22 protein-coding genes are annotated in these 25,157 nt (G+C 70.5%); 17 read left to right on the top strand and 5 right to left on the bottom strand.

Features of this window, described 5'->3' with window-relative positions; all coding sequences use genetic code 11:
- Positions 1–6 precede the first annotated feature (6 nt).
- A complete protein-coding gene (locus AB0D53_RS08850) occupies positions 7–1,677 on the bottom strand; it encodes a hypothetical protein (RefSeq protein WP_362442186.1) in 1,671 nt (556 codons plus the stop codon).
- Positions 1,678–1,824: 147 nt separating this feature from the next.
- The gene (locus AB0D53_RS08845; protein ID WP_362442183.1) at positions 1,825–4,050 is read right to left on the bottom strand and encodes an elongation factor G-like protein EF-G2; all 2,226 of its coding nucleotides are present in this window, start codon (positions 4,048–4,050) and stop codon (positions 1,825–1,827) included.
- A 266-nt stretch (positions 4,051–4,316) separates the two neighbouring features.
- Between AB0D53_RS08845 and pgsA the strand changes: the two genes are divergently transcribed.
- The 15 genes from pgsA to AB0D53_RS08770 all read left to right on the top strand — a co-directional run bounded on the left by pgsA (position 4,317) and on the right by AB0D53_RS08770 (position 19,619).
- Complete coding sequence (gene pgsA / locus AB0D53_RS08840; protein ID WP_362442180.1) at positions 4,317–4,988, top strand: phosphatidylinositol phosphate synthase; 672 nt, start codon at positions 4,317–4,319, stop codon at positions 4,986–4,988.
- Positions 4,985–5,920 (top strand): phosphatidylinositol mannoside acyltransferase, encoded by a 936-nt coding sequence (locus tag AB0D53_RS08835; RefSeq protein ID WP_362442177.1) that lies wholly within the window; start codon positions 4,985–4,987, stop codon positions 5,918–5,920. Before pgsA ends, AB0D53_RS08835 begins: the two co-directional genes overlap by 4 nt.
- On the top strand, positions 5,917–7,077 hold the full coding sequence (locus tag AB0D53_RS08830) for a glycosyltransferase family 4 protein (RefSeq protein WP_329817740.1): 1,161 nt from the start codon (positions 5,917–5,919) through the stop codon (positions 7,075–7,077). Before AB0D53_RS08835 ends, AB0D53_RS08830 begins: the two co-directional genes overlap by 4 nt.
- A gap of 123 nt (positions 7,078–7,200) precedes the next feature.
- Positions 7,201–7,698 carry a hypothetical protein gene (locus tag AB0D53_RS08825; RefSeq protein ID WP_362442953.1) on the top strand — a complete coding sequence of 166 codons (498 nt, stop codon included), beginning with the start codon at positions 7,201–7,203 and terminating at the stop codon, positions 7,696–7,698.
- Between the two features lie 169 nt (positions 7,699–7,867).
- Complete coding sequence (pdxS, locus tag AB0D53_RS08820; RefSeq protein ID WP_266421896.1) at positions 7,868–8,788, top strand: pyridoxal 5'-phosphate synthase lyase subunit PdxS; 921 nt, start codon at positions 7,868–7,870, stop codon at positions 8,786–8,788.
- A 6-nt stretch (positions 8,789–8,794) separates the two neighbouring features.
- Entirely contained in the window at positions 8,795–9,388 is a 594-nt protein-coding gene (pdxT, locus tag AB0D53_RS08815) for a pyridoxal 5'-phosphate synthase glutaminase subunit PdxT (RefSeq protein ID WP_362442172.1), read from the top strand.
- A 61-nt stretch (positions 9,389–9,449) separates the two neighbouring features.
- Positions 9,450–10,202 carry a YebC/PmpR family DNA-binding transcriptional regulator gene (locus tag AB0D53_RS08810; RefSeq protein ID WP_329817738.1) on the top strand — a complete coding sequence of 251 codons (753 nt, stop codon included), beginning with the start codon at positions 9,450–9,452 and terminating at the stop codon, positions 10,200–10,202.
- A 124-nt stretch (positions 10,203–10,326) separates the two neighbouring features.
- Positions 10,327–10,899 carry a crossover junction endodeoxyribonuclease RuvC gene (ruvC, locus tag AB0D53_RS08805; protein WP_362442168.1) on the top strand — a complete coding sequence of 191 codons (573 nt, stop codon included), beginning with the start codon at positions 10,327–10,329 and terminating at the stop codon, positions 10,897–10,899.
- A complete protein-coding gene (gene ruvA, locus AB0D53_RS08800) occupies positions 10,896–11,522 on the top strand; it encodes a Holliday junction branch migration protein RuvA (RefSeq protein WP_362442165.1) in 627 nt (208 codons plus the stop codon). The genes ruvC and ruvA overlap by 4 nt, the downstream gene beginning before the upstream one ends.
- A gap of 89 nt (positions 11,523–11,611) precedes the next feature.
- Positions 11,612–12,685 carry a Holliday junction branch migration DNA helicase RuvB gene (gene ruvB, locus AB0D53_RS08795; protein ID WP_362442163.1) on the top strand — a complete coding sequence of 358 codons (1,074 nt, stop codon included), beginning with the start codon at positions 11,612–11,614 and terminating at the stop codon, positions 12,683–12,685.
- Between the two features lie 166 nt (positions 12,686–12,851).
- Positions 12,852–13,331, top strand: a complete 480-nt coding sequence (yajC, locus tag AB0D53_RS08790; RefSeq protein WP_362442160.1) for a preprotein translocase subunit YajC — start codon at positions 12,852–12,854, stop codon at positions 13,329–13,331.
- 146 nt (positions 13,332–13,477) lie between these two features.
- Positions 13,478–15,217, top strand: coding sequence for a protein translocase subunit SecD (gene secD / locus AB0D53_RS08785; protein ID WP_362442157.1), 1,740 nt, complete (start codon positions 13,478–13,480; stop codon positions 15,215–15,217).
- Position 15,218: 1 nt separating this feature from the next.
- Positions 15,219–16,322, top strand: a complete 1,104-nt coding sequence (secF, locus tag AB0D53_RS08780; protein ID WP_362442154.1) for a protein translocase subunit SecF — start codon at positions 15,219–15,221, stop codon at positions 16,320–16,322.
- Complete coding sequence (locus AB0D53_RS08775; protein WP_362442151.1) at positions 16,319–16,870, top strand: adenine phosphoribosyltransferase; 552 nt, start codon at positions 16,319–16,321, stop codon at positions 16,868–16,870. The genes secF and AB0D53_RS08775 overlap by 4 nt, the downstream gene beginning before the upstream one ends.
- Positions 16,871–17,039: 169 nt before the next feature.
- Positions 17,040–19,619, top strand: a complete 2,580-nt coding sequence (locus tag AB0D53_RS08770) for a bifunctional (p)ppGpp synthetase/guanosine-3',5'-bis(diphosphate) 3'-pyrophosphohydrolase (RefSeq protein WP_362442148.1) — start codon at positions 17,040–17,042, stop codon at positions 19,617–19,619.
- Positions 19,620–19,682: 63 nt separating this feature from the next.
- On the opposite strand, the gene AB0D53_RS08765 is transcribed toward AB0D53_RS08770, so the two are convergent.
- The 3 genes from AB0D53_RS08765 to AB0D53_RS08755 all read right to left on the bottom strand — a co-directional run bounded on the left by AB0D53_RS08765 (position 19,683) and on the right by AB0D53_RS08755 (position 22,794).
- Positions 19,683–20,285: an ALF repeat-containing protein gene (locus tag AB0D53_RS08765; protein ID WP_362442145.1), complete on the bottom strand. Its 603-nt coding sequence runs from the start codon at positions 20,283–20,285 to the stop codon at positions 19,683–19,685.
- Between the two features lie 291 nt (positions 20,286–20,576).
- Positions 20,577–21,806: a DUF349 domain-containing protein gene (locus AB0D53_RS08760; protein WP_362442142.1), complete on the bottom strand. Its 1,230-nt coding sequence runs from the start codon at positions 21,804–21,806 to the stop codon at positions 20,577–20,579.
- A 199-nt stretch (positions 21,807–22,005) separates the two neighbouring features.
- Positions 22,006–22,794 carry a peptidylprolyl isomerase gene (locus AB0D53_RS08755; protein WP_362442139.1) on the bottom strand — a complete coding sequence of 263 codons (789 nt, stop codon included), beginning with the start codon at positions 22,792–22,794 and terminating at the stop codon, positions 22,006–22,008.
- A 149-nt stretch (positions 22,795–22,943) separates the two neighbouring features.
- Between AB0D53_RS08755 and AB0D53_RS08750 the strand changes: the two genes are divergently transcribed.
- Complete coding sequence (locus AB0D53_RS08750) at positions 22,944–23,630, top strand: MBL fold metallo-hydrolase (RefSeq protein ID WP_362442136.1); 687 nt, start codon at positions 22,944–22,946, stop codon at positions 23,628–23,630.
- Positions 23,631–23,643: 13 nt separating this feature from the next.
- Positions 23,644–24,927, top strand: coding sequence for a histidine--tRNA ligase (gene hisS, locus AB0D53_RS08745; protein WP_362442133.1), 1,284 nt, complete (start codon positions 23,644–23,646; stop codon positions 24,925–24,927).
- Positions 24,928–25,157 lie beyond the last annotated feature (230 nt).

Below are 25,157 nucleotides of genomic sequence, written 5' to 3'. Positions count from 1 at the left end.
GGCCCGCTACGCGTCGTAGACGTCGGCCTTGCGCGGGGTCGGGTCCTGGACCGCGCCGCTCAGCACCATCGAGCGGTTGTCGAAGCGCTCGGTGTCGACGCCGTTCTCACCGAGAACGCGCAGCGCGGCGCTGTGGACGGCACGCAGGACGGGCGTGGCGGCGCGCATCGCGTCGTCCGCCATGAAGCGGTGGCGCCACGGCTTCTCGGCCCAGGCGTGACGCAGGCCGAAGGGCTCGGGCAGGGCGATCTTGCCGCCCAGGTAGTCCAGCAGCGGCGGGTACCAGGTGAACGGGGCGCGCAGGGCGAGGCGGACGACCTCACTGGGTTCGACCAGCGGGAGCGTGATGTCGCGGGTCTCCCAGAACCGGACGGTCTTGTTGACCGTCTTGGTCTTGGCCGCGGGCTTGCTGGTGAAGAGGGAGTGGACCGGGCCGAGCGCGTGTCCGGTGACCTCGATGCGCAGCGTTTCGTGGAGCACCGTGACCGTGATCATCATCGTGATGATCAACTGGCCTTCCCAGAGGGTGAACTGGACGCCCAGATAGTGCCGGTCACCGCTGCCGAACTGCTGGTGGTTGCAGATCCGCTGTATCTCGTGCGGCTTGACCTGGAAGGTGGCGACGTCCTCGCCGTCGGGGCGGGAGACCGAGTCGGCGTTCTCGCCGACGGGGGACACGATCCAGTGGGTGACCGACGGGGTGGGGAACCCCCCGGTGTTCAGCGGACCGCGCTCCAGCACCTTGAGCTGGTCGTGGATGGCCCGCACCAGGTCCCAGCTGCGGAACTGGTGGAACTCCTTGCCCGGATCCTTGGAGACCAGCTCCTCGGCGAGCTGCCAGCTGCCCCAGCGGGTGCCCATGCCCAGGATCCCCTTGGGGCCCGCGTAGAACACCGAGTTCGACTGCTGCTCGGCGGAGAGCTTCTCCAGACCCTGGCGGAGCGCCTCGCGGGAGGTCTCGTTGGGGTTCTTCGGCACGGCCTCGGGGATCTTGGCGATGACACCGCCGCCGGAGAGCAGCCCTTCCCACCGGGCGCGCATGTCCTTGGCGGAGGACTCGGCGATCCGTTTGGCGATGTACCAGCCGATGACGGGGGCGACGATCATCGCGCGGAGGTAGAGCGCCAGGAATCCGTTGAGCGGAAGGCCGACCATGAGGACCAGCGCCACGATGCCGATGACCGGGAGCAGCGCGCCGCCCAGGGCGGAGAGCGCCTTGTCCTTGGTGCCGGCGAGGTAGTCGCGCAGGCGGAACGCGAGGACCCAGAGGATCATGCCGGGGAGGAAGAGAAAGCCGAACAAGGCGGTGACGGCGGTGAGTTTGGTGTCACGGCTCTTGCGGAGGCGGGTCGCGGACAGGCAGTGCTCGACGACGGTCTGCGGGTCGGTCCCGAAGGACTGGATGAGGGCCTTTCGGGCACCGCCCAGCATGCGTTCCTGGACGGCGCGGGAGAACGCCTCGCCGAGATTGGGCTTGAAGTAGTCGGCCTTGAAGAACTTGGAACGGCCCGCCTTGACTTCGGACTTGTGCCATTCGCTGTTGGCTTCAAGGATCTTCTCCACCGGGCTGTCACGGTACGCGGCGGAGGCGAGGGCGTTCGTCGCCACCGCCTGTCCGCCCGAACCCTGGAGCGGGATCTGTGCTCCGGGAGAGAAATCGAATCCGTCGCTGGCCACTGTCGCCCCCACTCGCCGCCGAGGAACTGCTCCTGCGGCTGTTTCCCAACTGCCGTGCCCGGCACACCTTCTGAGCTGGGACCAAAGAGTATCGTCCGGATCGCCGCGCCGCCCGCCCCTGTGGACAAAGACGGGCGGCATGGCTGGTCATGAGTGGTCCGGGTTGTTCCTCTGCTCCTCCCGGACGCGTTCTGCGAGTTGCGGGGGCATGGCTTCGTGCCGGGCGTACGCCCGGTCGAAGCGGCCGGCGCCATGGGAGAGGGAGCGCAGGTCGACCGCGTACCTGCCGATCTCCAGTTCGGGCACCTCGGCCCGTACGAGGGTGCGGCCGGGGCCGGACTGCTCGGTCCCGATCACTCTGCCGCGCCGCCCGGACAGATCGCTCATCACCGGCCCGACATAGTCGTCCGGGACCATGACCTGGACCTCGGCCACGGGTTCGAGGAGCTGGATGCGGGTGTCCGCGGCGGCTTCGCGCAGGGCCAGCGCGCCCGCGGTCTGGAAGGCGGCGTCGGAGGAGTCCACCGAGTGGGACTTGCCGTCCCGCAGGGTGACGCGTACGTCGACGAGCGGATGCCCGGCCGCGACGCCGCGGGCGGCCTGGGCGCGCACACCCTTCTCGACGGACGCGATGAACTGCCGGGGCACCGCCCCGCCGACCACCTTGTCGACGAATTCGATGCCCGAACCCGGCGGCAGCGGCTCCACGTCGATCTCGCAGATGGCGTACTGGCCGTGGCCGCCGGACTGCTTCACATGCCGCCCGCGCCCGCTGGACGGGGCGGCGAAGGTCTCGCGGAGCGACACCTTGTGCGGTACGGCGTCGACCTGGACGCCGTAGCGGCTGCGCAGCCGGTCCAGCGCCACGTCCTGGTGGGCCTCGCCCAGGCACCACAGGACCACCTGGTGGGTGTCCTGATTCTGTTCCAGACGCATGGTGGGGTCCTCGGCGACCAGCCGGGCGAGCCCCTGGGAGAGCTTGTCCTCGTCCGCCTTGCTGTGCGCCTCGATGGCGAGCGGCAGCAGCGGGTCCGGAGCGGTCCAGGGGTCCATCAGCAGCGGAAGGTCCTTGTCGGACAGGGTGTCCCCGGTTTCGGCGCTGCCCAGTTTGGCGACGCAGGCCAGATCGCCCGCGATGCACTCGGTGAGGGGGCGCTGCTGCTTGCCGAAGGGGGAGGACAGAGCGCCGATGCGTACCTCGGCCTCGTGGAAGGGGCGGGTCTCGTGACCGGGTTCGGTGAGGCCGTGGCCGAACACATGGACGGTCTCGTCGGGGCGAAGGGTTCCGGAGAAGACGCGTACCAGCGAGACCCGGCCCACATACGGGTCGGAGGCCGTCTTGACCACCTCGGCGACGAGCGCGCCGTCGGGGTCGCAGGTCAGGACCGGTCGCGACGCACCGTGCAGGGGGGTGACGCCGGGGAGCGGGCGCTCCAGCGGGGTCGGGAAGCCGCCGGTGATCAGATCCAGGAGCTCGACGGTGCCGATGCCCTGGCGTGCGCCCGCGGCGGCGGGGGCCGCGGTGAGGACGGGGTGGAAGGTGCCCCGGGCGACGGCACGCTCGAGATCGTCGACGAGTGTCCCGACATCGACCTCGGCGCCGCCGAGATAGCGGTCCATCAGGGTCTCGTCCTCGCTCTCGGCGATGATCCCCTCGATGAGCCGGTCGCGGGCCTCCTGGAGCGTCGCTTGCCCGGCGGGATCGGGCGGGTTCTCCTGCCGCTCGCCCGAGGAGTAGTCGAGGACGCTCCGGGTGAGGAGGCCGGTGAGCCCGGTGAGCGGGGCATGGCCGTCGGAGCCCTCGGGGCCGAGGACGGGCAGGTAGAGCGGGAGCACGGCGTCGGGGTCGTCGCCTCCGAAGATCTCGCCGCAGATCCGGGTCATCCCGTCGAACGAGGTGCGGGCCGTGTCGAGGTGGGTGACGACGATGGCGCGCGGCATGCCGACGGCGGCACACTCCTCCCACACGGCACGGGTGGCGCCCGCCACCGCCTCGGCCTCCTGGGCCGCGGAGACGACGAACAGGGCCGCGTCCGCAGCCCGCAGACCGGCCCTGAGCTCCCCGACGAAGTCGGCGTAGCCGGGGGTGTCCAGCAGATTGATCCGGTACCCGCCCCAGTCGACGGGGACCACGGAGAGCTGTACGGAGCGTTGCTGGCGGTGCTCGATCCCGTCGTAGTCGGAGACGGTGGCGCCGTCCTCGACCCGGCCGGCCCGGTTGACCGCGCCCGCCGTCAGCGCGAGGGCCTCCACGAGGGTGGTCTTGCCGGAGCCGCTGTGGCCGACCAGCACCACATTCCGTACGGATGAGGGCCGGCCGGCCGTCGCTGCCCTGCCGGCGGCCCCGGTGTGCGCGTATGTCTTGTCGCCCATGATGCGTGCCTCCCAAGCAAGGGGTGCGATGCGGAGGGATTACCGACGCGATGTGGGGAGATGTGCACGGGTGCCGGTGAGCCGTCGTGGCGGCTCAGGCGACGCCCGCGGTAATTCGAGCTTTCCACTCGGGCCAGGTCGCGTCCATACATGGCACGGCGCCGCGCGAGGCCGGGTGCCCGGACGGTGGAGTCCGGCGGGCGTGACTACGATGGGCCAGCCGGTGGCCGAAGGGGCCGCTCGGCCCACCGACCCTCGGGAAGGCCATGCTGAACAAGTACGCGCGTGCATTTTTTACGCGTGTCCTCACACCGTTCGCCGCACTGTTGCTCCGTCTCGGCGTGAGCCCTGACGCGGTCACTCTGATCGGTACGGCCGGGGTGATGGCAGGTGCGCTGGTCTTCTTCCCGATGGGGGAGTTCTTCTGGGGCACCATCGTCATCACGATCTTCGTCTTCTCCGACCTCGTCGACGGCAACATGGCCCGGCAGGCCGGTATCTCCAGCCGCTGGGGCGCGTTCCTGGACTCGACCCTGGACCGGGTCGCCGACGGAGCGATCTTCGGCGGATTCGCCCTCTGGTACGCGGGCAACGGCGACGACAACGTGCTCTGCGCCGTCGCGATCTTCTGCCTGGCCAGCGGCCAGGTGGTCTCGTACACCAAGGCGCGCGGCGAGTCGATCGGGCTGCCGGTCGCGGTCAACGGTCTCGTGGAGCGCGCCGAGCGCCTGGTGATCTCGCTGGTCGCGGCCGGACTGGCGGGCCTGCACAAGTTCGGTGTCCCGGGGGTCCAGGTCCTGCTGCCGATCGCGCTGTGGATCGTCGCCGTGGGCAGCCTGATCACGCTGGTGCAGCGGGTCGTGACCGTGCGCCGCGAGTCCGCGGAGGCCGACGCGGCCGAGGCCGACGCCGGCCGCAGGAGCGGGACCGCACAGTGAGCGACGCCCCGGGGGAGACGCGGTCCGGTCTGCGGGACCGGCTGACCGACGGGCTGTACGGGCTCGGCTGGGCCGCCGTCAAGAAGCTCCCCGAACCGGTCGCCCGGACGCTCTTCCGCACCATCGCCGACCAGGCGTGGAAGCGGCGGGGCAAGAGCGTGCTGCGGCTGGAGTCGAATCTGGCACGGGTCGTGCCCGAGGCGTCACCGGCCCGGCTGGCCGAGCTCTCCAGGGCCGGGATGCGCTCGTACATGCGCTACTGGATGGAGTCGTTCCGGCTGCCCACCTGGAGCCCGGAGCGGATCAGGACGTCCATAGAGGTGGCCGACGCGCACCGGCTGACCGACGGCCTGGACACCGGCCGCGGCGTCATCCTCGCCCTGCCGCACCTGGCCAACTGGGACCTGGCGGGAGCCTGGGTCACCACCGACCTCCAGGTGCCCTTCACCACGGTCGCCGAGCGGCTCAGGCCCGAGACGCTGTACGACCGGTTCGTGGCCTACCGCGAGGGGCTCGGGATGGAGGTCCTCCCGCACAGCGGCGGCGCCGCCTTCGGCACCCTGGCCCGACGGCTGCGCGCCGGCGGGCTGATCTGTCTGGTCGCCGACCGCGACCTGTCCGCCTCCGGTGTCGAGGTCGAGTTCTTCGGCGACACCGCGCGGATGCCCGCCGGGCCCGCGCTGCTGGCCCAGCAGACCGGTGCGCTGCTGCTGCCCGTGACGCTCGGCTACGACGACACGCCCGTGATGAAGGCGCGCATCCACCCGCCGGTCGAGACGCCCGGGTCGGGCAGCCGCACCGAGAAGACGTCCTCGATGACACAGGCGCTGGCCGATGCCTTCGCCGTCGGAATCGCCGAGCATCCGGAGGACTGGCACATGCTGCAACGGCTCTGGCTCGCCGATCTGGAACCCCGGGAGGGAACGACGTGAAGATCGGCATCGTCTGCCCCTACTCGTGGGACGTACCGGGCGGCGTGCAGTTCCACATCCGCGACCTGGCCGAGCACCTGATCCGGCTGGGGCACCAGGTGTCGGTGCTGGCACCCGCCGACGACGAGACACCGCTGCCGCCGTACGTGGTGTCGGCGGGCCGCGCCGTGCCCGTCCCGTACAACGGCTCCGTCGCCCGGCTGAACTTCGGCTTCCTCTCGGCCGCCCGGGTGCGCCGCTGGCTGCACGACGGCACCTTCGACGTGATCCACATCCACGAGCCCACCTCGCCCTCGCTGGGACTGCTCGCCTGCTGGGCCGCGCAGGGGCCGATCGTCGCCACCTTCCACACCTCCAACCCGCGCTCCCGGGCCATGATCGCGGCGTACCCGATCCTGCAGCCGGCGCTGGAGAAGATCAGCGCGCGGATCGCGGTGAGCGAGTACGCGCGCCGCACCCTGGTCGAGCACCTCGGCGGCGACGCGGTCGTCATCCCGAACGGGGTGGACGTCGGCTTCTTCGACAAGGCCGAGCCCAGGCCCGAATGGCAGGGAGGGACGATCGGCTTCATCGGGCGCATCGACGAGCCCCGCAAGGGCCTGCCGGTCCTGATGAGGGCGCTGCCCGCGATCCTCGCCGCCCGCCCGGACACCAGGCTGCTGGTCGCCGGCCGGGGCGACGAGGAGGAGGCCGTAGCCTCGCTGCCCGAGGGGATGCGCGAGCGGGTCGAATTCCTCGGCATGGTGAGCGACGAGGACAAGGCGCGGCTGCTGCGCAGCGTCGATGTGTACGTCGCACCCAACACGGGCGGCGAGAGCTTCGGGATCATCCTGGTCGAGGCGATGTCGGCCGGCGCCCCGGTCCTCGCCAGCGACCTGGACGCGTTCGCCCAGGTGCTGGACCTCGGCGCGGCGGGCGAACTCTTCGCCAACGAGGACGCGGACGCGCTGGCCGATGCGGCGATCCGGCTGCTCGGTGACCCGGAGCGGCGTGCGGAGCTGCGTGAGCGGGGCGCCGCGCACGTGCGGCGGTTCGACTGGTCGACGGTCGGGGCGGACATCCTCGCGGTGTACGAGACGGTGACGGACGGTGCGGCCTCGGTGGCGGCCGACGAACGCACGGGTCTGCGTGCGCGGTTCGGCCTGGCGCGGGAGTAGCGGTCCGGGGGCCGCGGTCCGGGCCCGCACCCGGACCGCCACGCCGTCCGCGCCCCGACGGTAGCCTTGCCGCCCGTGATCGAAACCTTCATCTGGATCGCCGTCGCGGTCGTCGCGATCGGCATGTACCTCAGCTGGACCGCCGGGCGGCTGGACCGCCTGCACACCCGCATCGATGCCGCACGGGCCGCCCTCGACGCACAGTTGCTGCGCCGTGCGTCGGTCACCCAGGAACTGGCCACCTCCGGTGTCCTCGACCCGGCCGCGTCCATCGTCCTGTACGAGGCGGCGCACGCCGCCCGCCAGGCCGAGGAGGAGCACCGCGAGGTCGCCGAGAGCGAGCTGAGCGCCGCGCTGCGGGCGGTCTTCGGCGAGCCGGCACAGGTGGAGGCCGTGAAGGAGATCCCCGGCGGTGAGGAGGCGGCGTCCGAACTCGCCGCCGCCGTGCGCCGCGTCCCGATGGCCCGGCGGTTCCACAACGACGCGGTGCGCGCGGCGCGCGCGCTGCGCCGGCACCGCAAGGTGCGGTGGTTCCGGCTGGCCGGGCACGCCCCGTTCCCGCTGGCCTTCGAGATGGACGACGAACCCCCGGTGGCCCTCGCCGACCGTCCCGTCAGCTGACCGGACGGCCGTATGCGCGCGTGACGGGGGCCACATCCCGCCACGTAGGCGTTCAAAACGATCCACCGGCCTTCCATTGGCCCTTGCAGTGGACTGTTCCCGGAGAGTTTGCTCAGCACTGCATCAACCAGCGCTTTTCAGCAACTTTTTCTCCGAGTGAGGTCGATCCATGTCCACGCTTCCCACCACCCCGCAGTCCGCCGACTCCCCGGCCACGGGCACCGCGCGCGTCAAGCGCGGCATGGCCGAGCAGCTCAAGGGCGGCGTGATCATGGACGTCGTCGACGCCGAACAGGCGAAGATCGCCGAGGACGCGGGCGCCGTGGCCGTCATGGCCCTGGAGCGGGTGCCGGCCGACATCCGCAAGGACGGCGGCGTCGCCCGGATGTCGGACCCGAACATGATCGAGGAGATCATCGAGGCCGTCTCCATCCCGGTGATGGCGAAGTCCCGTATCGGCCACTTCGTCGAGGCCCAGGTCCTCCAGTCCCTCGGGGTCGACTACATCGACGAGTCCGAGGTCCTCACCCCGGCCGACGAGGTCAACCACAGCGACAAGTTCGCCTTCACCACCCCGTTCGTCTGCGGCGCCACCAACCTGGGCGAGGCCCTGCGCCGCATCGCCGAGGGCGCGGCCATGATCCGCTCGAAGGGCGAGGCCGGCACCGGCAATGTCGTCGAGGCCGTCCGCCACCTGCGCCAGATCAAGAACGAGATCGCCCGTCTGCGCGGCTACGACAACAACGAGCTGTACGCCGCCGCCAAGGAACTCCGCGCCCCGTACGAGCTGGTCAAGGAGGTCGCCGAGCTCGGCAAGCTGCCCGTCGTGCTGTTCTCCGCGGGCGGTGTCGCCACCCCCGCCGACGCCGCGCTGATGCGCCAGCTCGGCGCCGAGGGCGTCTTCGTCGGCTCCGGGATCTTCAAGTCCGGCGACCCGGCCAAGCGCGCCGCCGCGATCGTGAAGGCCACCACCTTCTACGACGACCCCAAGATCATCGCGGACGCTTCCCGGAACCTGGGCGAGGCCATGGTCGGCATCAACTGCGACACTCTGCCCGAGGCCGAGCGCTACGCCAACCGTGGCTGGTAATCACTGATGAGCGACACCCCTGTGATCGGAGTCCTGGCCCTCCAGGGCGACGTACGGGAGCACCTGATCGCCCTGGCCTCGGCTGACGCCCTGGCCAGGCCGGTCCGGCGTCCCGAGGAACTCGCCGAGGTCGACGGCCTGGTCATTCCCGGTGGCGAGTCCACCACGATGTCCAAGCTGGCTTCCCTCTTCGGCATGCTGGAACCGCTGCGCGAGCGGGTCCGGGAGGGAATGCCGGTCTACGGCACCTGCGCCGGAATGATTCTGCTCGCCGACAAGATCCTCGACCCGCGCTCGGGCCAGGAGACGGTCGGCGGGATCGACATGATCGTGCGCCGCAACGCCTTCGGGCGGCAGAACGAGTCCTTCGAGGCGGCCGTCGAGGTCGCCGGCATCGGGGGCGGCCCCGTGGAGGGCGTGTTCATCCGCGCTCCCTGGGTGGAGTCGGTCGGTGCGCAGGCCGAGGTGGTGGCGGAGCACGGCGGTCACATCGTCGCCGTACGTCAGGGAAACGCCCTGGCCACGTCATTCCACCCGGAATTGACCGGAGACCACCGCGTTCACGCGCTGTTCGTGGACATGGTGCGCGCAGTCGGCTGACTCGATCCCGGTAGGATCTCTCGGGTTCGAATCGTTTTTGGTGACGCGAAGGAGAAGGCAGATGTCCGGCCACTCTAAATGGGCTACGACGAAGCACAAGAAGGCCGTGATTGACGCCAAGCGCGGCAAGCTCTTCGCGAAGCTGATCAAGAACATCGAGGTCGCGGCCCGCACCGGCGGTGTGGACCCCGAGGGAAACCCGACCCTCGTGGACGCGATCCAGAAGGCGAAGAAGAGCTCCGTACCGAACAAGAACATCGACTCCGCGGTCAAGCGCGGTGGCGGTCTCGAAGCGGGCGGCGTCGACTACCAGACGATCATGTACGAGGGTTACGGCCCGAACGGTGTCGCGGTGCTCATCGAGTGCCTCACCGACAACCGCAACCGTGCCGCCTCCGACGTGCGTGTGGCGATGACCCGCAACGGCGGCTCGATGGCCGACCCGGGTTCGGTCTCGTACCTCTTCAACCGCAAGGGCGTCGTCATCGTCCCCAAGGGCGAGCTGACCGAGGACGACGTCCTGGGTGCCGTGCTCGACGCGGGCGCCGAGGAGGTCAACGACCTCGGTGACACGTACGAGGTCGTCAGCGAGGCCACCGACATGGTCGCGGTCCGCAGCGCGCTCCAGGAGGCCGGCATCGACTACGACTCGGCCGAGGCGAACTTCCTGCCCACCATGCAGGTCGACCTCGACGAGGAGGGCGCGCGCAAGATCTTCAAGCTCATCGACGCGCTGGAGGACAGCGACGACGTACAGAACGTCTTCGCCAACTTCGACGTGTCCGACGAGGTCATGGAGAAGGTCGACGCCTGAGCCGCGCCCAGCGCAGCCTTCACGGACGGGCCGACGGGGACACACCCCGTCGGCCCGTCGCATTGTCAGTGCGAGCCGATAGCCTGCGGGAACAGTTGACCGATCGGTACGGAGGGGGCGTCCCATGCGGGTGCTGGGCGTGGACCCGGGGCTGACCCGGTGCGGTGTCGGCGTCGTCGAAGGCGTCGCGGGCCGCCCCCTGACGATGCTCGGCGTGGGCGTCGTCCGCACCCCGCCCGACGCGGAGCTCGGTCACCGGCTGGTCGCCATCGAGCGGGGCATCGAGGAGTGGCTCGACGAGCACCGGCCCGAATTCGTCGCCGTGGAGCGGGTGTTCAGCCAGCACAACGTCCGTACGGTCATGGGCACCGCCCAGGCCAGCGCCGTCGCCATGCTCTGCGCGTCGCGCCGCGGCATACCCGTCGCCCTGCACACCCCGAGCGAGGTCAAGGCGGCCGTCACTGGCAGCGGCCGCGCCGACAAGGCCCAGGTCGGCGCCATGGTCACCCGGCTGCTGCGGCTCGACGCCCCGCCGAAGCCGGCCGACGCGGCCGACGCCCTGGCCCTCGCCATCTGCCACATCTGGCGTGCCCCCGCCGTCAACCGCCTCCAGCAGGCACACGCGGCAGCCGCCGCGGCCGGCACCCGGCGCGTTCCCCGTACCCCCGCAGTTCCCGTCCGGAAGGTCCCCCGATGATCGCCTTCGTCAGCGGCCCCGTGGCCGCACTCGCCCCGACCACGGCCGTGATCGAGGTCGGCGGCATCGGCATGGCCGTCCAGTGCACGCCGAACACCCTCGCCGGCCTCCGGACCGGCCAGGAGGCCAGGCTCGCCACCTCCCTCGTCGTCCGGGAGGACTCGCTCACCCTCTACGGCTTCGCCGACGACGACGAGCGACAGGTCTTCGAGCTGCTCCAGACCGCCAGCGGGGTCGGGCCCCGGCTCGCCCAGGCCATGCTCGCCACGCACAGCCCCGACGCCCTGCGCACCGCGGTCGCCACCGGTGACGAGAAGGCGCTCACCGCCGTCTCCGGCATCGGCAAGAAGGGCGCGCAGAAACTCCTCCTCGAACTGAAGGACAGACTCGGCGAGCCCGTCGGCGCCCACATCGGCCGGCAGGGCATCGGCACCGCGGTCACCTCCTCCTGGCGCGATCAGCTCCAGGCCGCCCTGATCGGCCTCGGCTACGCCACCCGCGAGGCCGACGAAGCGGTCACCGCCGTGGCGCCCCAGGCCGAGGCGGCCGTCGCCGAGGGCGGGCAGGCCCCCGTGCCGCAACTGCTGCGTGCCGCACTGCAGACCCTCAACCGCGCGCGCTGACCGGAGCGCGACACTCCCGGGGAACACCCCGACGCCGGGCCGGGCACCGCACGGCACGGCACCGAAACACCCGAGGCGGGACAGACTGAATGAACTGGGACGAGACCGGACCCGACATCGACGAGCGGCTCGACGAGCGCCTCGTCCAGGCCGACGCTGACGGTGAGGACACCGCCGTCGAGGCGGCGCTGCGCCCGAAGGACCTCGATGAATTCGTCGGCCAGGAGAAGGTCCGCGAACAGCTCGACCTGGTCCTCAAGGCGGCCCGGGCCCGCGGCGCCACCGCCGACCACGTGCTGCTCTCCGGTGCCCCCGGCCTCGGCAAGACCACCCTCTCCATGATCATCGCGGCCGAGATGGGCGCGCCGATCCGGATCACCTCCGGCCCCGCCATCCAGCACGCGGGCGATCTCGCCGCGATCCTCTCCTCCCTCCAGGAGGGTGAAGTCCTCTTTCTCGACGAGATCCACCGCATGTCGCGGCCGGCCGAGGAGATGCTCTACATGGCGATGGAGGACTTCCGGGTCGACGTCATCGTCGGCAAGGGCCCCGGCGCCACCGCCATCCCGCTGGAACTGCCGCCCTTCACCCTGGTCGGCGCCACCACCAGGGCCGGACTGCTGCCACCGCCGCTGCGCGACCGCTTCGGTTTCACCGGCCACATGGAGTTCTACGCACCCGCCGAGCTGGAACGTGTCGTCCACCGCTCCGCCCGCCTCCTCGACGTGGAGATAGACGCGGACGGCGCCGCCGAGATCGCCGGCCGTTCCCGCGGCACCCCCCGCATCGCCAACCGGCTGCTGCGCCGCGTCCGGGACTACGCCCAGGTCAAGGCCGACGGGCGGATCGACCGCCCGGTCGCCGCCGCGGCCCTCGGCGTCTACGAGGTCGACGCCCGCGGCCTCGACCGGCTCGACCGCGCGGTGCTCGGCGCTCTGCTGAAGCTCTTCGGCGGCGGGCCCGTCGGGCTGTCCACCCTCGCGGTCGCCGTGGGGGAGGAGCGCGAAACCGTCGAGGAGGTCGCGGAGCCCTTCCTGGTCCGGGAAGGACTGCTGGCCAGGACACCGCGGGGCCGGGTCGCGACGCCGGCGGCCTGGGCCCATCTGGGTCTCGTGCCTCCGCAGCAAGGCGGAAAGGGACAACAGGGCCTGTTCGGGGCGTGATGTGTCACAGGTTGACCGGAGCAGGAACCACACGGCGGCTCCGGGCGTTGTTCCATCGATGCGGACTCGCTTAGACTCCGCCGATGCCGCCCTTACAGGTCGGTGTACCCACCCCCGTAGATACAGGCCGCCTTTCCAGCGCGGTCGTGCGAAGGAAACTCGTCCCGTGAATCCCGTGACTCTCCTCCCCTTCATCGTGCTCATCGGGGCCATGTTCCTGATGACGCGGTCCGCCAAGAAGAAGCAGGCGGCTGCCGCCCAGATGCGCAACGAGATGCAGCCCGGCACCGGCGTCCGGACGATCGGGGGCATGTACGCCACCGTCAAGGAGCTGCACGACGACACGGTTCTCCTTGAGATCGCGCCCGGCGTCCACGCCATCTACGCCAAGAACGCCATCGGCGCCGTCCTGGACGACGCGGAGTACAACCGCATCGTCCACGGCGACGACGAGAGCGGCCTCGACCTCGACGGCACGGTCGTTCCCGACGACGCCTCCTCGCTGACCGAGGCCGGCACCGACGCGGACGATGCGGACGACACCCGGATCGACCTGGGCAAGAAGGCCGACGAGGCCGAGCCGAAGGACGCCGAGTCCGGCAAGAAGTCCGAGGGCAAGGACGACGGCGAGGCCGACGCGAAGTAAGCCACGCCCGGGGAATGCCGTGAGCCCACCGGCGTCCGGCGTTCCCCGGTCCGTGCGATCTTCTGCGGGGGCGGGTCCCCACTACACTTCGTGGCCGCTCGGGCGCGTACCCGGCGCGGGGCGGTTGGACAGGGAGAAACGAGAAGGTGGCAGCACCGAAGAAGAGCCGGGGACCGGCCGGCGGTCAGGGCAGGCCGGGGCGTTCCCTGGCCCTGATCCTGATCGCCATGGTCGCGCTCACCGGCGGGATGTTCCTGGCCCATCAGCCGACCCCACGGCTCGGCATCGACCTGGCGGGCGGCACGTCCATCACGCTGGAGGCGAAGAGCGAGCCGGGGCAGGAATCGGCGATCAACAAGACCAACATGGACACGGCGGTCCAGATCATGGAACGCCGTGTCAATGGTCTTGGTGTCTCCGAGGCCGAGGTCCAGACACAGGGCGATCGCAACATCATCGTCAACATCCCCAAGGGCACGAACTCCGCCCAGGCCCGGGAGCAGGTCGGCACCACGGCCAAGCTCTACTTCCGGCCGGTGCTGACCGTCGCCCAGGGCACGCCCACCCCGGCGCCCAGTGCCTCGTCGTCCGGAAAGCCCACCCCCACCGGCAGCCCGAGCACCCCCACCGCGGACAAGGGCAGTGGTTCGCCGAAGCCCGACGCGAGCGCCACCACCCAGGGCCGCGCGGTCACCGGCGCCCTCAAGGCCGACTCCACGCCCTCGCCGAAGGCGAGCACCACGCCCAAGGCCGACGCCACGCCGACGGCGTCCGCCGCCGACGAGGCCGCCGCCGCCGAGCTGCAGAAGAAGTTCGCCGCGCTCGACTGCTCCAGCAAGGCGTCCCGCGCCGAGGCCGCACGGGGCGCCAAGCCCACGGACACGGTCGTCGCATGCAGCTCCGAGGGTGACGCGAAGTACGTCCTCGGCCCGTCCGAGGTGTCCGGCACCGAGGTCGACAACGCCAAGGCCGGCTTCGATCAGCAGCGCGGCATGTGGATCGTCAACATGGAGTTCACCAAGCAGGGCTCCAAGCAGTTCCAGACGATCACCAAGAAGCTCTCCGCCCAGCAGTCCCCGCAGAACCAGTTCGCCATCGCGCTGGACGGCGAGGTCGTCTCCGCGCCCCAGGTGAACACCACGCTCAGCGGCAGCGCCGAGATCTCCGGCAGCTTCACCCAGCAGTCCGCCGAGGACCTGGCCAACGTGCTCTCCTACGGTGCGCTCCCGCTCTCGTTCAAGGAACAGAGCGTCACCACGGTCACCGCCGCGCTCGGTGGCGAGCAGCTCCAGGCCGGTCTGATCGCCGGTGCCATCGGTCTGGCCCTGGTGGTCATCTACCTGGTGGCCTACTACCGCGGGCTCGCGCTCATCGCGCTCCTGAGCCTGCTGGTCTCCGGCATCCTGACCTACACGATCATGTCGCTGCTCGGCCCGGCCATCGGCTTCGCGCTGAACCTCCCGGCGGTCTGCGGCGCCATCGTGGCCATCGGTATCACCGCGGACTCCTTCATCGTGTACTTCGAACGGGTCCGTGACGAGATCCGCGAGGGCCGCACGCTCCGCCCGGCCGTCGAGAGGGCCTGGCCGCGCGCCCGGCGCACCATCCTGGTCTCCGACTTCGTGTCGTTCCTCGCCGCCGCCGTGCTCTTCGTCGTCACCGTCGGCAAGGTCCAGGGCTTCGCGTTCACGCTGGGTCTCACCACCCTGCTCGACGTGGTCGTGGTGTTCCTCTTCACCAAGCCCGTCATGACGCTGATGGCCCGTACGAAGTTCTTCGCGAGTGGCCACCCGTGGTCCGGCCTGGACCCGAAGCGGCTCGGCGCCAAGCCGCCGCTGCGCCGCTCGCGCCGTGTCAACGCCCCCACTGACCCGAAGGAGGCGTGAGATGTCGCGACTCGGCACTCTCGGCGCCCGTCTCTACCGAGGCGAGGTCGGCTACGACTTCATCGGCAAGCGCAAGATCTGGTACGGGATCTCGATCCTGATCACCATCACGGCCATCGTCGGCCTGGCGGTCAGCGGCCTGAACATGGGCATCGAGTTCAAGGGCGGCGCGGTCTTCACCACCCCGAAGACCAGCGTCACCGTCGCCAAGGCGGAGGACCTGGCCACGGAGGCCTCCGGTCACCAGGCGATCGTCCAGAAGCTCGGCAACGGCGGTCTGCGCATCCAGATCACCGAGGTCGACACCGCGAAGTCCGACGACATCAAGAACAAGCTCTCCAAGGACCTCGACGTCCCGGCGGAGAAGATCGCCGCCGACCTCGTCGGCCCCAGCTGGGGTGAGCAGATCGCCAACAAGGCCTGGACCGGCCTCGGCATCTTCATGGTCCTCGTGGTGATCTACCTGGCCATCGCCTTCGAGTGGCGCATGGCCATCGCGGCCCTGGTCGCGCTGATCCACGACATCACCATCACCGTCGGGGTCTACGCCCTGGTCGGCTTCGAGGTCACCCCGGGCACCGTGATCGGTCTGCTGACCATCCTCGGTTACTCCCTCTACGACACGGTCGTCGTCTTCGACAGCCTCAAGGAGGGCACGAAGGGGATCACCAAGCAGACCCGGTGGACGTACAGCGAGATCGCCAACCGGTCCATCAACGGCACACTGGTCCGCTCCATCAACACCACCGTGGTGGCCCTGCTGCCGGTCGCCGGTCTGCTGTTCATCGGTGGTGGCGTCCTGGGCGCCGGCATGCTGAACGACATCTCCCTGGCGCTCTTCGTCGGCCTCGCCGCCGGCGCGTACTCCTCGATCTTCATCGCCACGCCGCTCGTCGCCGACCTCAAGGAACGCGACCCGCAGATGAAGGCCCTGAAGAAGCGGATCCTCGCCAAGCGCGCGGCAGCCGCCGCCAAGGGCGAGTCCGCCGAGGACGACCCGTCGGACGACGGCTTCCCCCAGGACGCCGCCCCCGCCGCCGCGGTCGTCGGCCAGCGCTCACAGCCCCCCAGGGGCCACGGCCGGACCCCGGGGAAGCGTCGATGACCAGCACCACCGACAGCACCCGCGAGCTCCTGCTCAGCCGGATCCGCGACGTGCCGGACTACCCGAAGCCGGGTGTGCTGTTCAAGGACATCACCCCGCTGCTCGCGGACCCGACGGCGTTCGCGGCCCTCACCGACACCCTCGCGGAGCTGTGCGTACGGCACGGCGCCACTAAGGTCGTCGGTCTGGAGGCGCGCGGCTTCATCCTGGCCGCCCCGGTCGCGGTACGGGCCGGGCTCGGCTTCGTACCCGTCCGCAAGGCGGGCAAGCTGCCCGGAGCCACGCTCAGCCAGGCGTACGAGCTGGAGTACGGCACGGCCGAGATCGAGATCCACGCGGAGGACCTGGCCGCCGGCGACCGGATCATGGTCATCGACGACATCCTCGCCACCGGCGGCACCGCCGAGGCCTCGCTGGAGCTGATCCGGCGGGCCGGTGCCGAGGTAGCGGGCGTCGCGGTCCTCATGGAGCTCGGTTTCCTGCCCGGACGGGCCCGGCTGGAGCAGGGCCTGCGCGGCGCGCCGCTGGAGGTTCTGATCACGGTCTGAGCAGCACCGGCCGTACGCGGCAGCGGATCGTGCGAACAGGACGGGCACCCGGGAACAACCGGGTGCCCGTCCTGCGTTGACAGGAGTCTCATCGGTCCCCGGGGGAGGACGGGCCGCAGGGTCGATACGATGGCCTCTCCGGGTATCCGGATCCGCACGAGGAGCGCTCTTGCCAGACGAGGCCCAGCCAGTCGCCGCCCCGCAGCCCGACAAGCCCGCGGCGGCCCCAGCCACGCCTGGGAAGAAGCAGCCCGCGGACAAGCCGAAGCCCCCGGCCCCCGAGCCCGCCAACGGCCCTGAGCGGGCGGGCGCCCCGGCGGCCGGGGGAGCCTCCGCTTCCCCCGCACAGCCCGCCGCACCCGCCTCCCCGGCCGCCTCCGCCCCGAAGCCTCCCGCGAAGCCCGCGGCCAGGCCGGTGCCGTCGAGCACCCCCACCTCCCGGTCCGGCGGCTCGTCCAACCGGGTGAGGGCCAGGCTGGCCCGTCTCGGCGTACAGCGCTCCAGCCCGTACAACCCGGTGCTCGAACCGTTGCTCCGCATCGTCCGCAGCAACGACCCCAAGATCGAGACCGCCACGCTGCGCCAGATCGAGCGCGCCTACCAGGTCGCCGAGCGCTGGCACCGCGGCCAGAAGCGCAAGAGCGGCGACCCCTACATCACGCACCCCCTCGCCGTCACGACCATCCTCGCCGAGCTGGGCATGGACCCGGCCACGCTGATGGCCGGGCTGCTGCACGACACGGTCGAGGACACCGAGTACGGCCTGGACACCCTGCGCCGCGACTTCGGCGACCAGGTCGCCCTGCTCGTCGACGGCGTCACCAAACTGGACAAGGTCAAGTTCGGCGAGGCCGCCCAGGCCGAGACCGTACGCAAGATGGTCGTCGCCATGGCCAAGGACCCCCGGGTCCTCGTCATCAAGCTCGCCGACCGGCTGCACAACATGCGCACCATGCGCTACCTCAAGCGGGAGAAGCAGGAGAAGAAGGCCCGCGAGACGCTTGAGATCTATGCCCCGCTGGCGCACCGCCTGGGCATGAACACCATCAAGTGGGAGCTGGAGGACCTCGCCTTCGCGATCCTCTACCCCAAGATGTACGACGAGATCGTGCGTCTGGTCGCCGAGCGGGCCCCCAAGCGCGACGAGTACCTCGCCATAGTGACCGACGAGGTCCAGGCCGACCTGCGCGCCGCACGGATCAAGGCCACCGTCACGGGACGGCCGAAGCACTACTACAGCGTCTACCAGAAGATGATCGTGCGCGGCCGGGACTTCGCCGAGATCTACGACCTGGTGGGCATCAGGGTGCTCGTCGACACCGTCCGGGACTGCTACGCGGCGCTCGGTACCGTCCACGCGCGATGGAACCCGGTACCCGGCCGGTTCAAGGACTACATCGCGATGCCCAAGTTCAACATGTACCAGTCGCTGCACACCACGGTGATCGGTCCCAGCGGCAAGCCCGTCGAGCTGCAGATCCGCACCTTCGACATGCACCGCCGCGCCGAGTACGGCATCGCCGCGCACTGGAAGTACAAGCAGGAGGCCGTCGCCGGCGCCTCCAAGGTCCGCACCGACGTCCCCAAGAACACGGGCGGCGGCCGGAGCCAGGACACCGTCAACGACATGGCGTGGCTGCGCCAGCTCCTGGACTGGCAGAAGGAGACCGAGGACCCCAGCGAGTTCCTGGAGTCGCTGCGCTTCGACCTCTCCCGCAACGAGGTCTTCGTCTTCACGCCCAAGGGCGACGTCATAGCGCTGCCCGCGGGTGCGACCCCGGTCGACTTCGCGTACGCGGTGCACACGGAGGTCGGCCACCGGACGATAGGAGCACGGGTCAACGGGCGGCTCGTACCGCTCGAATCGACGCTCGACAACGGCGATCTGGTCGAGGTCTTCACCTCCAAGGCGGCCGGTGCCGGACCCTCCCGTGACTGGCTGGGCTTCGTCAAGTCCCCCCGCGCCCGCAACAAGATCCGTGCCTGGTTCTCCAAGGAGCGCCGCGACGAGGCGATCGAGCAGGGCAAGGACGCCATCGCGCGCGCCATGCGCAAGCAGAACCTGCCGATCCAGCGCATCCTGACCGGCGACTCCCTGGTGACCCTCGCCCACGAGATGCGCTACCCCGACATCTCGTCCCTCTACGCGGCGATCGGCGAGGGGCATGTCGCGGCCGCCGGAGTCGTGCAGAAGCTGGTCCAGGCGCTCGGCGGCGAGGACGAGGCCAACGAGGACATCGCGGAGAGCTCGCCGCCCTCGCGCAGCCGCAGCAAGCGCCGTTCCAACGCCGATCCGGGCGTGGTCGTCAAGGGCGTCGAGGACGTCTGGGTCAAACTGGCCCGCTGCTGCACGCCCGTCCCCGGCGACCCGATCATCGGATTCGTCACCCGGGGCAGCGGCGTTTCCGTGCACCGCGCCGACTGCGTCAACGTCGACTCGCTGTCCCAGCAGCCGGAGCGGATCCTGGACGTCGAGTGGGCGCCGACCCAGTCCTCGGTCTTCCTGGTCGCCATCCAGGTCGAGGCCCTCGACCGGTCCCGGCTGCTCTCGGACGTCACCCGTGTCCTGTCCGACCAGCATGTCAACATCCTGTCAGCGGCCGTCCAGACCTCCCGGGACCGGGTGGCCACCTCGCGCTTCACCTTCGAGATGGGTGACCCGAAGCACCTCGGCCACGTACTGAAGGCGGTACGGGGTGTGGAGGGCGTCTACGACGTCTACCGGGTGACCTCGGCCCGCAGGCCGTAGAACGGGCCCGGCACCCGCCGGCGGCGAGGCTCCGGCCCTCCGCCGCCGGCGTACGGCACCGGGCTACGCGTCGACCTCGTACTGGCCGTGCTCCAGGAAGTACCGCATCTCCTCCGGCGTGCCGTCGATCGCCTCGCCGACCGCCGCACGCATCGCCTCGCTGATGTCCGGGCGGGCCAGGATGCGGAAGAGGGCGACGCGGTCGTCCTCGGCCTGGGCGAGGCGGTAGCCGGTCTCCAGCCACTGCCGTATGTCCTGCGCGGTGCCGTTGTCGAGGAGCTGGTTGACTTCCTTGATGACCCGCTTGCCCGAGTCCGGATTGCCGAGGATGCGGACGAGGGCGACCTTGTCGTCCTCGGCCTGGGCGAGGGGGTAGCCGGTCTCCAGGAAGTACCGCATGGCCTCCGTGGTGCCGTTGTCCAGGGCTTCGTTGGCTTCCCGGACGACCCTCCTGCCGCTGTCCTCGTCCGCCAGGATGCGCAGGATCGCGATCCTGAGCTCGTCGTCGGACATCTCATCCACCGGTGTGCCGGAGCCGTCGGCCGCCGCCGCGGCGGACACGGCGGCGGGGGAAGCGTTCCCGGCGGCGAAGGCCGGGCCGGTCAGCACGAGCGCCGGGGCCAGAGCGGTGGCCGCGACGGTCAGGGCGGCGCGGGTCAGTCTCATCTGTGGACCTGCCTCAAGGACGTAGTGATCTCGGCGGATCCGGCAGCCGCACGGAGCGCGCCGGTGCGGGGATCGTCTCGTCCGTCCGGCCGCGGATCACTGTCCGGTTCCGGCAGTCGTCACGAACTCTTCGCTGCCGACCGCGTGCAGCCGCCGCAGCCGCGGCCATGCGATGCGGGAGCCGCACCGGACGCGACACGGCGAGACCGGTGGGCGCCCGTGCGGCCGGACACGCGAGAGGGGCTTCCCCGCGCGAACGCGGAGAAGCTCCTCGGGCGAAGCAAGGAGGTGTCAGCCGCCGAACTCCTCAAGACCCTTCAGAGCCTGGTCCAGCAGTGCCTGCCGGCCTTCCAGCTCCCTGGCCAGCTTGTCGGCACGGGCGTTGTTGCCCGAGGCGCGGGCCGTGTCGATCTGCGCGCGCAGCTTGTCCACGGCCGCCTGGAGCTGACCGGTCAGACCCGCGGCGCGTGCCCGCGCCTCGGGGTTCGTCCGCCGCCACTCCGACTCCTCGGCCTCCTGGAGCGCCCGCTCCACCGCCTGCATCCGCCCCTCGACCTTCGGGCGGGCGTCACGCGGTACGTGGCCGATGGCCTCCCAGCGCTCATTGAGGGCCCGGAACGCGGCCCTGGCCGCCTTCAGGTCCTTCACCGGCACCAGTCGCTCGGCCTCGACGGCGAGCTCCTCCTTGAGCTTGAGGTTCTCGCCCTGCTCCGCGTCCCGCTCGGCGAAGACCTCGCTGCGGGCGGCGAAGAAGACGTCCTGGGCACCGCGGAAGCGGTTCCACAGATCGTCCTCGGCCTCGCGCTGGGCGCGGCCCGCCGCCTTCCACTCCGTCATCAGGTCGCGGTAACGGGCGGCCGTGGCACCCCAGTCCGTGGAACCGGAGAGCGACTCCGCCTCGACGACCAGCTTCTCCTTGGCCTTGCGGGCCTCCTCGCGCTGGGCGTCCAGCGATGCGAAGTGGGCCTTGCGGCGCTTGGAGAACGCCGAGCGGGCATGCGAGAAGCGGTGCCACAGCTCGTCGTCGGACTTGCGGTCGAGCCGCGGCAGGCCCTTCCACGTGTCGACGAGCGCACGGAGCCGCTCGCCCGCGGAGCGCCACTGCTCGCTCTGCGCCAGCTCCTCGGCCTCGGCGACCAGGGCCTCCTTGGCGTGCTTCGCCTCGTCGGTCTGCTTCGCCTTCTGGGCCTTGCGCTCCTCGCGCCGCGAGTCGACCGTCGCGACGAGCGCGTCGAGCCGCTTGCGCAGCGCGTCGAGGTCGCCCACGGCGTGATGCTCGTCCACCTGCAGACGCAGATGCTCGATGGCGGTCGTCGCGTCCTTCGCCGACAGGTCGGTGGTCTTCACCCGCCGTTCGAGGAGGCCGATCTCGACCACAATGCCCTCGTACTTGCGCTCGAAGTAGGCCAGAGCCTCCTCGGGGGAACCCGCCTGCCACGATCCGACGACCTGCTCGCCGTCGGCTGTCCGCACGTACACGGTGCCGGTCTCATCGACACGGCCCCACGGGTCGCTGCTCACAGCGCCTCCTCCACCTGATGCCCGCGAGAGGGTTCGCCCCCCTGGCATCGTCCACAGTTTCCTGGGGCGGGCAGCGCCCGCCCTGCACAACGCCAATCTAGGCGACCGGCCGCCCGGCTGTCCGCACTCGGCGCCGCCGAAAAAAATCCGGCCCGCGCCCGTCGTCACCGCTCGGCCCGGTCCGGCCGCCCCGAGCCGGTCACGACTTGTCGACGGCGGCCTTCGAGATGTTCACGGCCTTCTTCGGCGCACCGTCGGGGGCGCCGCCCTCCGCGCCCGCCGCACCGATGTCCTTGACGGCCTTCAGCGAGGCGTCGTCCATCGTGCCGAACGGGGTGTAGGTGGGCGGCAGTTTGCTGTCCTTGTACACCAGGAAGAACTGGCTGCCACCGGTGTGCGCCTGGCCGGTGTTCGCCATCGCCACCGTGCCCGCCGGGTAGGTGACCGTGCCGTCCTTGCCGGCCTTGCCCAGCGCGGTCAGGTTCTCGTCCGGGATCGTGTAGCCGGGGCCGCCCGTGCCGTCGCCCTTGGGGTCGCCGCACTGCAGGACGTAGATGTTCTGCGTGGTCAGCCGGTGACACTTGGTGCCGTCGAAGAAGCCCTTGTCGGCCAGCGACTTGAAGGAGTTCGTGGTGTGCGGGGTCTTCGCCGCGTCCATCGTGAACCTGATGTCGCCCTGGCTCGTCTTGAGCGACATCGCGTACTCGGCCTTCTTGTCGATCTTCATCGCCGGCTCGGGCGCCTCGCTCTCCTTCGGCGACGGGCTGTCCGAAGGGCTCGCACTCGCGGCGGCGTCCGCCTTGTCCTTCTTGCCGTCGTCGTCGAGTGCGAGATACGAGCCCACACCGATGACCGCCACCACGGCCACCGCGGACGCGATGACGACCGTCAGCCGCCTCGTCCTGCGGCGGGCCTCCTCCCGGCGCTGCTGCTGCCGCTCGAACTTCTCCCTGGCGAGCTGCCGCCGCCGCTGATCGCTGCTGACCACCGGGTGATCTCCTTGTAGGTCGTGTGATGAGGCCTTGGCTGCCCCGTACCGTATATGGGTTAGCTGTGGAATGAGGAGCGCCGGTAGGCTCTGAACTGCCGCGACCTCCTCAGTCGCAATCCACCGTCGGACGACCAATAAGGACGATCGTGCTCATTGCCGGGTTCCCCGCAGGGGCCTGGGGGACCAACTGTTATCTGGTCGCCCCGGCCGCAGGCGAGGAGTGCGTGATCATCGACCCGGGCCACCAGGCCGCGGCCGGAGTCGAGGAAGCGCTGAAGAAGCATCGGCTGAAGCCCGTCGCCGTCGTACTGACCCACGGCCACATCGACCATGTCGCCTCGGTCGTCCCGGTGTGCGGCGCGCACGATGTCCCTGCCTGGATCCACCCCGAGGACCGGTACATGATGAGCGACCCGGAGAAGGCCCTCGGCCGCTCCATCGGGATGCCGCTCATGGGCGAGCTGACGATCGGGGAGCCGGACGACGTCAAGGAGCTGAGCGACGGCGCCCGGCTGAAGCTTGCAGGTCTGGAGTTCGGTGTCGCGCATGCGCCCGGCCATACCAAGGGGTCGGTGACGTTCAGGATGCCCGAGGCCGCGGATGTTCCGCAGATCCTCTTCTCGGGCGACCTGCTCTTCGCCGGCTCCGTCGGACGCACCGACCTGCCCGGCGGCGACCACGCCGAGCTGCTCGAGTCGCTGGCCCGCGTGTGCCTGCCGCTCGACGACTCGACCGTGGTGCTGTCCGGCCACGGCCCCCAGACGACCATCGGCCGCGAGCGCGCCTCGAATCCGTATCTGCACGGTATGGACGCGCCCCGACGAGGAATGTGACGAGAGACATCCCGTGAGCACTTTCAAGGCCCCCAAGGGCACGTACGACCTGACCCCGCCCGACTCCGCCAAGTACCTCGCGGTGCGCGAGGCCATCGCGGCACCCCTGAAGAACTCCGGCTACGGCTACATCGAGACCCCCGGCTTCGAGGACGTCGCGCTCTTCTCGCGCGGTGTCGGTGAGTCCACCGACATCGTGACCAAGGAGATGTACACCCTCACCACCAAGGGCGGCTCCCAGCTGGCACTGCGCCCCGAGGGCACCGCCTCCGTGCTCCGGGCCGCACTGGAGGCCAACCTCCACAAGCTCGGCAACCTTCCGGTGAAGCTCTGGTACTCCGGCTCGTACTACCGCTACGAGCGCCCGCAGAAGGGCCGTTACCGGCACTTCTCGCAGGTCGGTGCCGAGGCGATCGGCGCCGAGGACCCGGCGCTGGACGCCGAGCTGATCATCCTGGCCGACCAGGCGTACCGCGCGCTGGGTCTGCGGAACTTCCGCATCCTGCTCAACTCGCTGGGCGACAAGGAGTGCCGCCCCGTCTACCGGGACGCGCTCCAGGGCTTCCTGCGCGAGCTCGATCTGGACGAGGAGACCCGCCGCCGCATCGAGATCAACCCGCTCCGGGTCCTCGACGACAAGCGGCCCGAGGTGCAGAAGCAGCTGACCGGCGCCCCGGTGCTGCGCGACTACCTCTGCGACGCCTGCAAGGCGTACCACGAGGAGGTGCGCGACCTGCTCTCCGCGGCAGGCGTGGTGTACGAGGACGACGAGAAGCTCGTCCGCGGCCTCGACTACTACACCCGCACCACCTTCGAGTTCGTCCACGACGGGCTCGGCTCGCAGTCCGCGGTGGGCGGCGGCGGCCGATACGACGGTCTGTCCGAGATGATCGGCGGACCGGCGCTCCCGTCGGTCGGCTGGGCGCTCGGTGTGGACCGTACGGTGCTCGCGCTGGAGGCGGAGGGGATCGAACTCGAACTGCCCGCCGCCACCAGCGTCTTCGCCGTGCCGCTCGGCGAGGAGGCCCGCCGGGTGCTCTTCGGCGTCGTCACGCAGCTGCGCCGCGAGGGTGTGGCGGCGGACTTCGCGTACGGGAACCGCGGCCTCAAGGGCGCGATGAAGAGCGCGAACCGTTCGGGAGCCCGCTTCACGATCGTCGCGGGCGAGCGGGACCTTGCCGAGGGCGTCGTCCAGCTCAAGGACATGGAGTCCGGCGAGCAGGCGCCCGTGTCCCTGGCCGACGTGGCCGGGACGATCCGCGAGCGTCTGGCCCAGGGGCCCTCGTCCGGATCATGACGGGCTCGCGGGGTCCGGCACGCCCGCCCGCCGCGTTCCCGTCGGTCGCCGGGGCTCCTTCCCCGGGCTCTCGGCTCCGCGCGAGCACGGGGAGAGCCCATCGGCTCCCGCCTCGGCCTCGCGATCGCACGCACCGGGCCCCACTTCCTGAGCCGGCCTGAGCCGGACGGAAGACCCCGGGGCCGGTCCAGGTGGCCGACGGGCGGATTCCCGCTCCGCCGGCCACCTGG

Source organism: Streptomyces sp. NPDC048295 (assembly GCF_040652135.1).
Lineage (GTDB): Bacteria > Actinomycetota > Actinomycetes > Streptomycetales > Streptomycetaceae > Streptomyces.
This window is presented reverse-complemented; position numbering and strand designations above follow the sequence as displayed.

What these genes read in the sequence shown, in the direction of transcription:
- ruvC (WP_362442168.1), top strand. Translation starts at nt 10,327, where the DNA reads ATGCGGGTGCTGGGCGTGGACCCGGGGCTGACCCGGTGCGGTGTCGGC.
- AB0D53_RS08775 (WP_362442151.1), top strand. Translation starts at nt 16,319, where the DNA reads ATGACCAGCACCACCGACAGCACCCGCGAGCTCCTGCTCAGCCGGATC.
- AB0D53_RS08825 (WP_362442953.1), top strand. Translation starts at nt 7,201, where the DNA reads ATGTACCTCAGCTGGACCGCCGGGCGGCTGGACCGCCTGCACACCCGC.
- ruvB (WP_362442163.1), top strand. Translation starts at nt 11,612, where the DNA reads ATGAACTGGGACGAGACCGGACCCGACATCGACGAGCGGCTCGACGAG.
- AB0D53_RS08810 (WP_329817738.1), top strand. Translation starts at nt 9,450, where the DNA reads ATGTCCGGCCACTCTAAATGGGCTACGACGAAGCACAAGAAGGCCGTG.
- pdxT (WP_362442172.1), top strand. Translation starts at nt 8,795, where the DNA reads ATGAGCGACACCCCTGTGATCGGAGTCCTGGCCCTCCAGGGCGACGTA.
- pdxS (WP_266421896.1), top strand. Translation starts at nt 7,868, where the DNA reads ATGTCCACGCTTCCCACCACCCCGCAGTCCGCCGACTCCCCGGCCACG.
- pgsA (WP_362442180.1), top strand. Translation starts at nt 4,317, where the DNA reads ATGCTGAACAAGTACGCGCGTGCATTTTTTACGCGTGTCCTCACACCG.
- secF (WP_362442154.1), top strand. Translation starts at nt 15,219, where the DNA reads ATGTCGCGACTCGGCACTCTCGGCGCCCGTCTCTACCGAGGCGAGGTC.
- AB0D53_RS08845 (WP_362442183.1), bottom strand. Translation starts at nt 4,050, where the DNA reads ATGGGCGACAAGACATACGCGCACACCGGGGCCGCCGGCAGGGCAGCG.
- ruvA (WP_362442165.1), top strand. Translation starts at nt 10,896, where the DNA reads ATGATCGCCTTCGTCAGCGGCCCCGTGGCCGCACTCGCCCCGACCACG.
- AB0D53_RS08765 (WP_362442145.1), bottom strand. Translation starts at nt 20,285, where the DNA reads ATGAGACTGACCCGCGCCGCCCTGACCGTCGCGGCCACCGCTCTGGCC.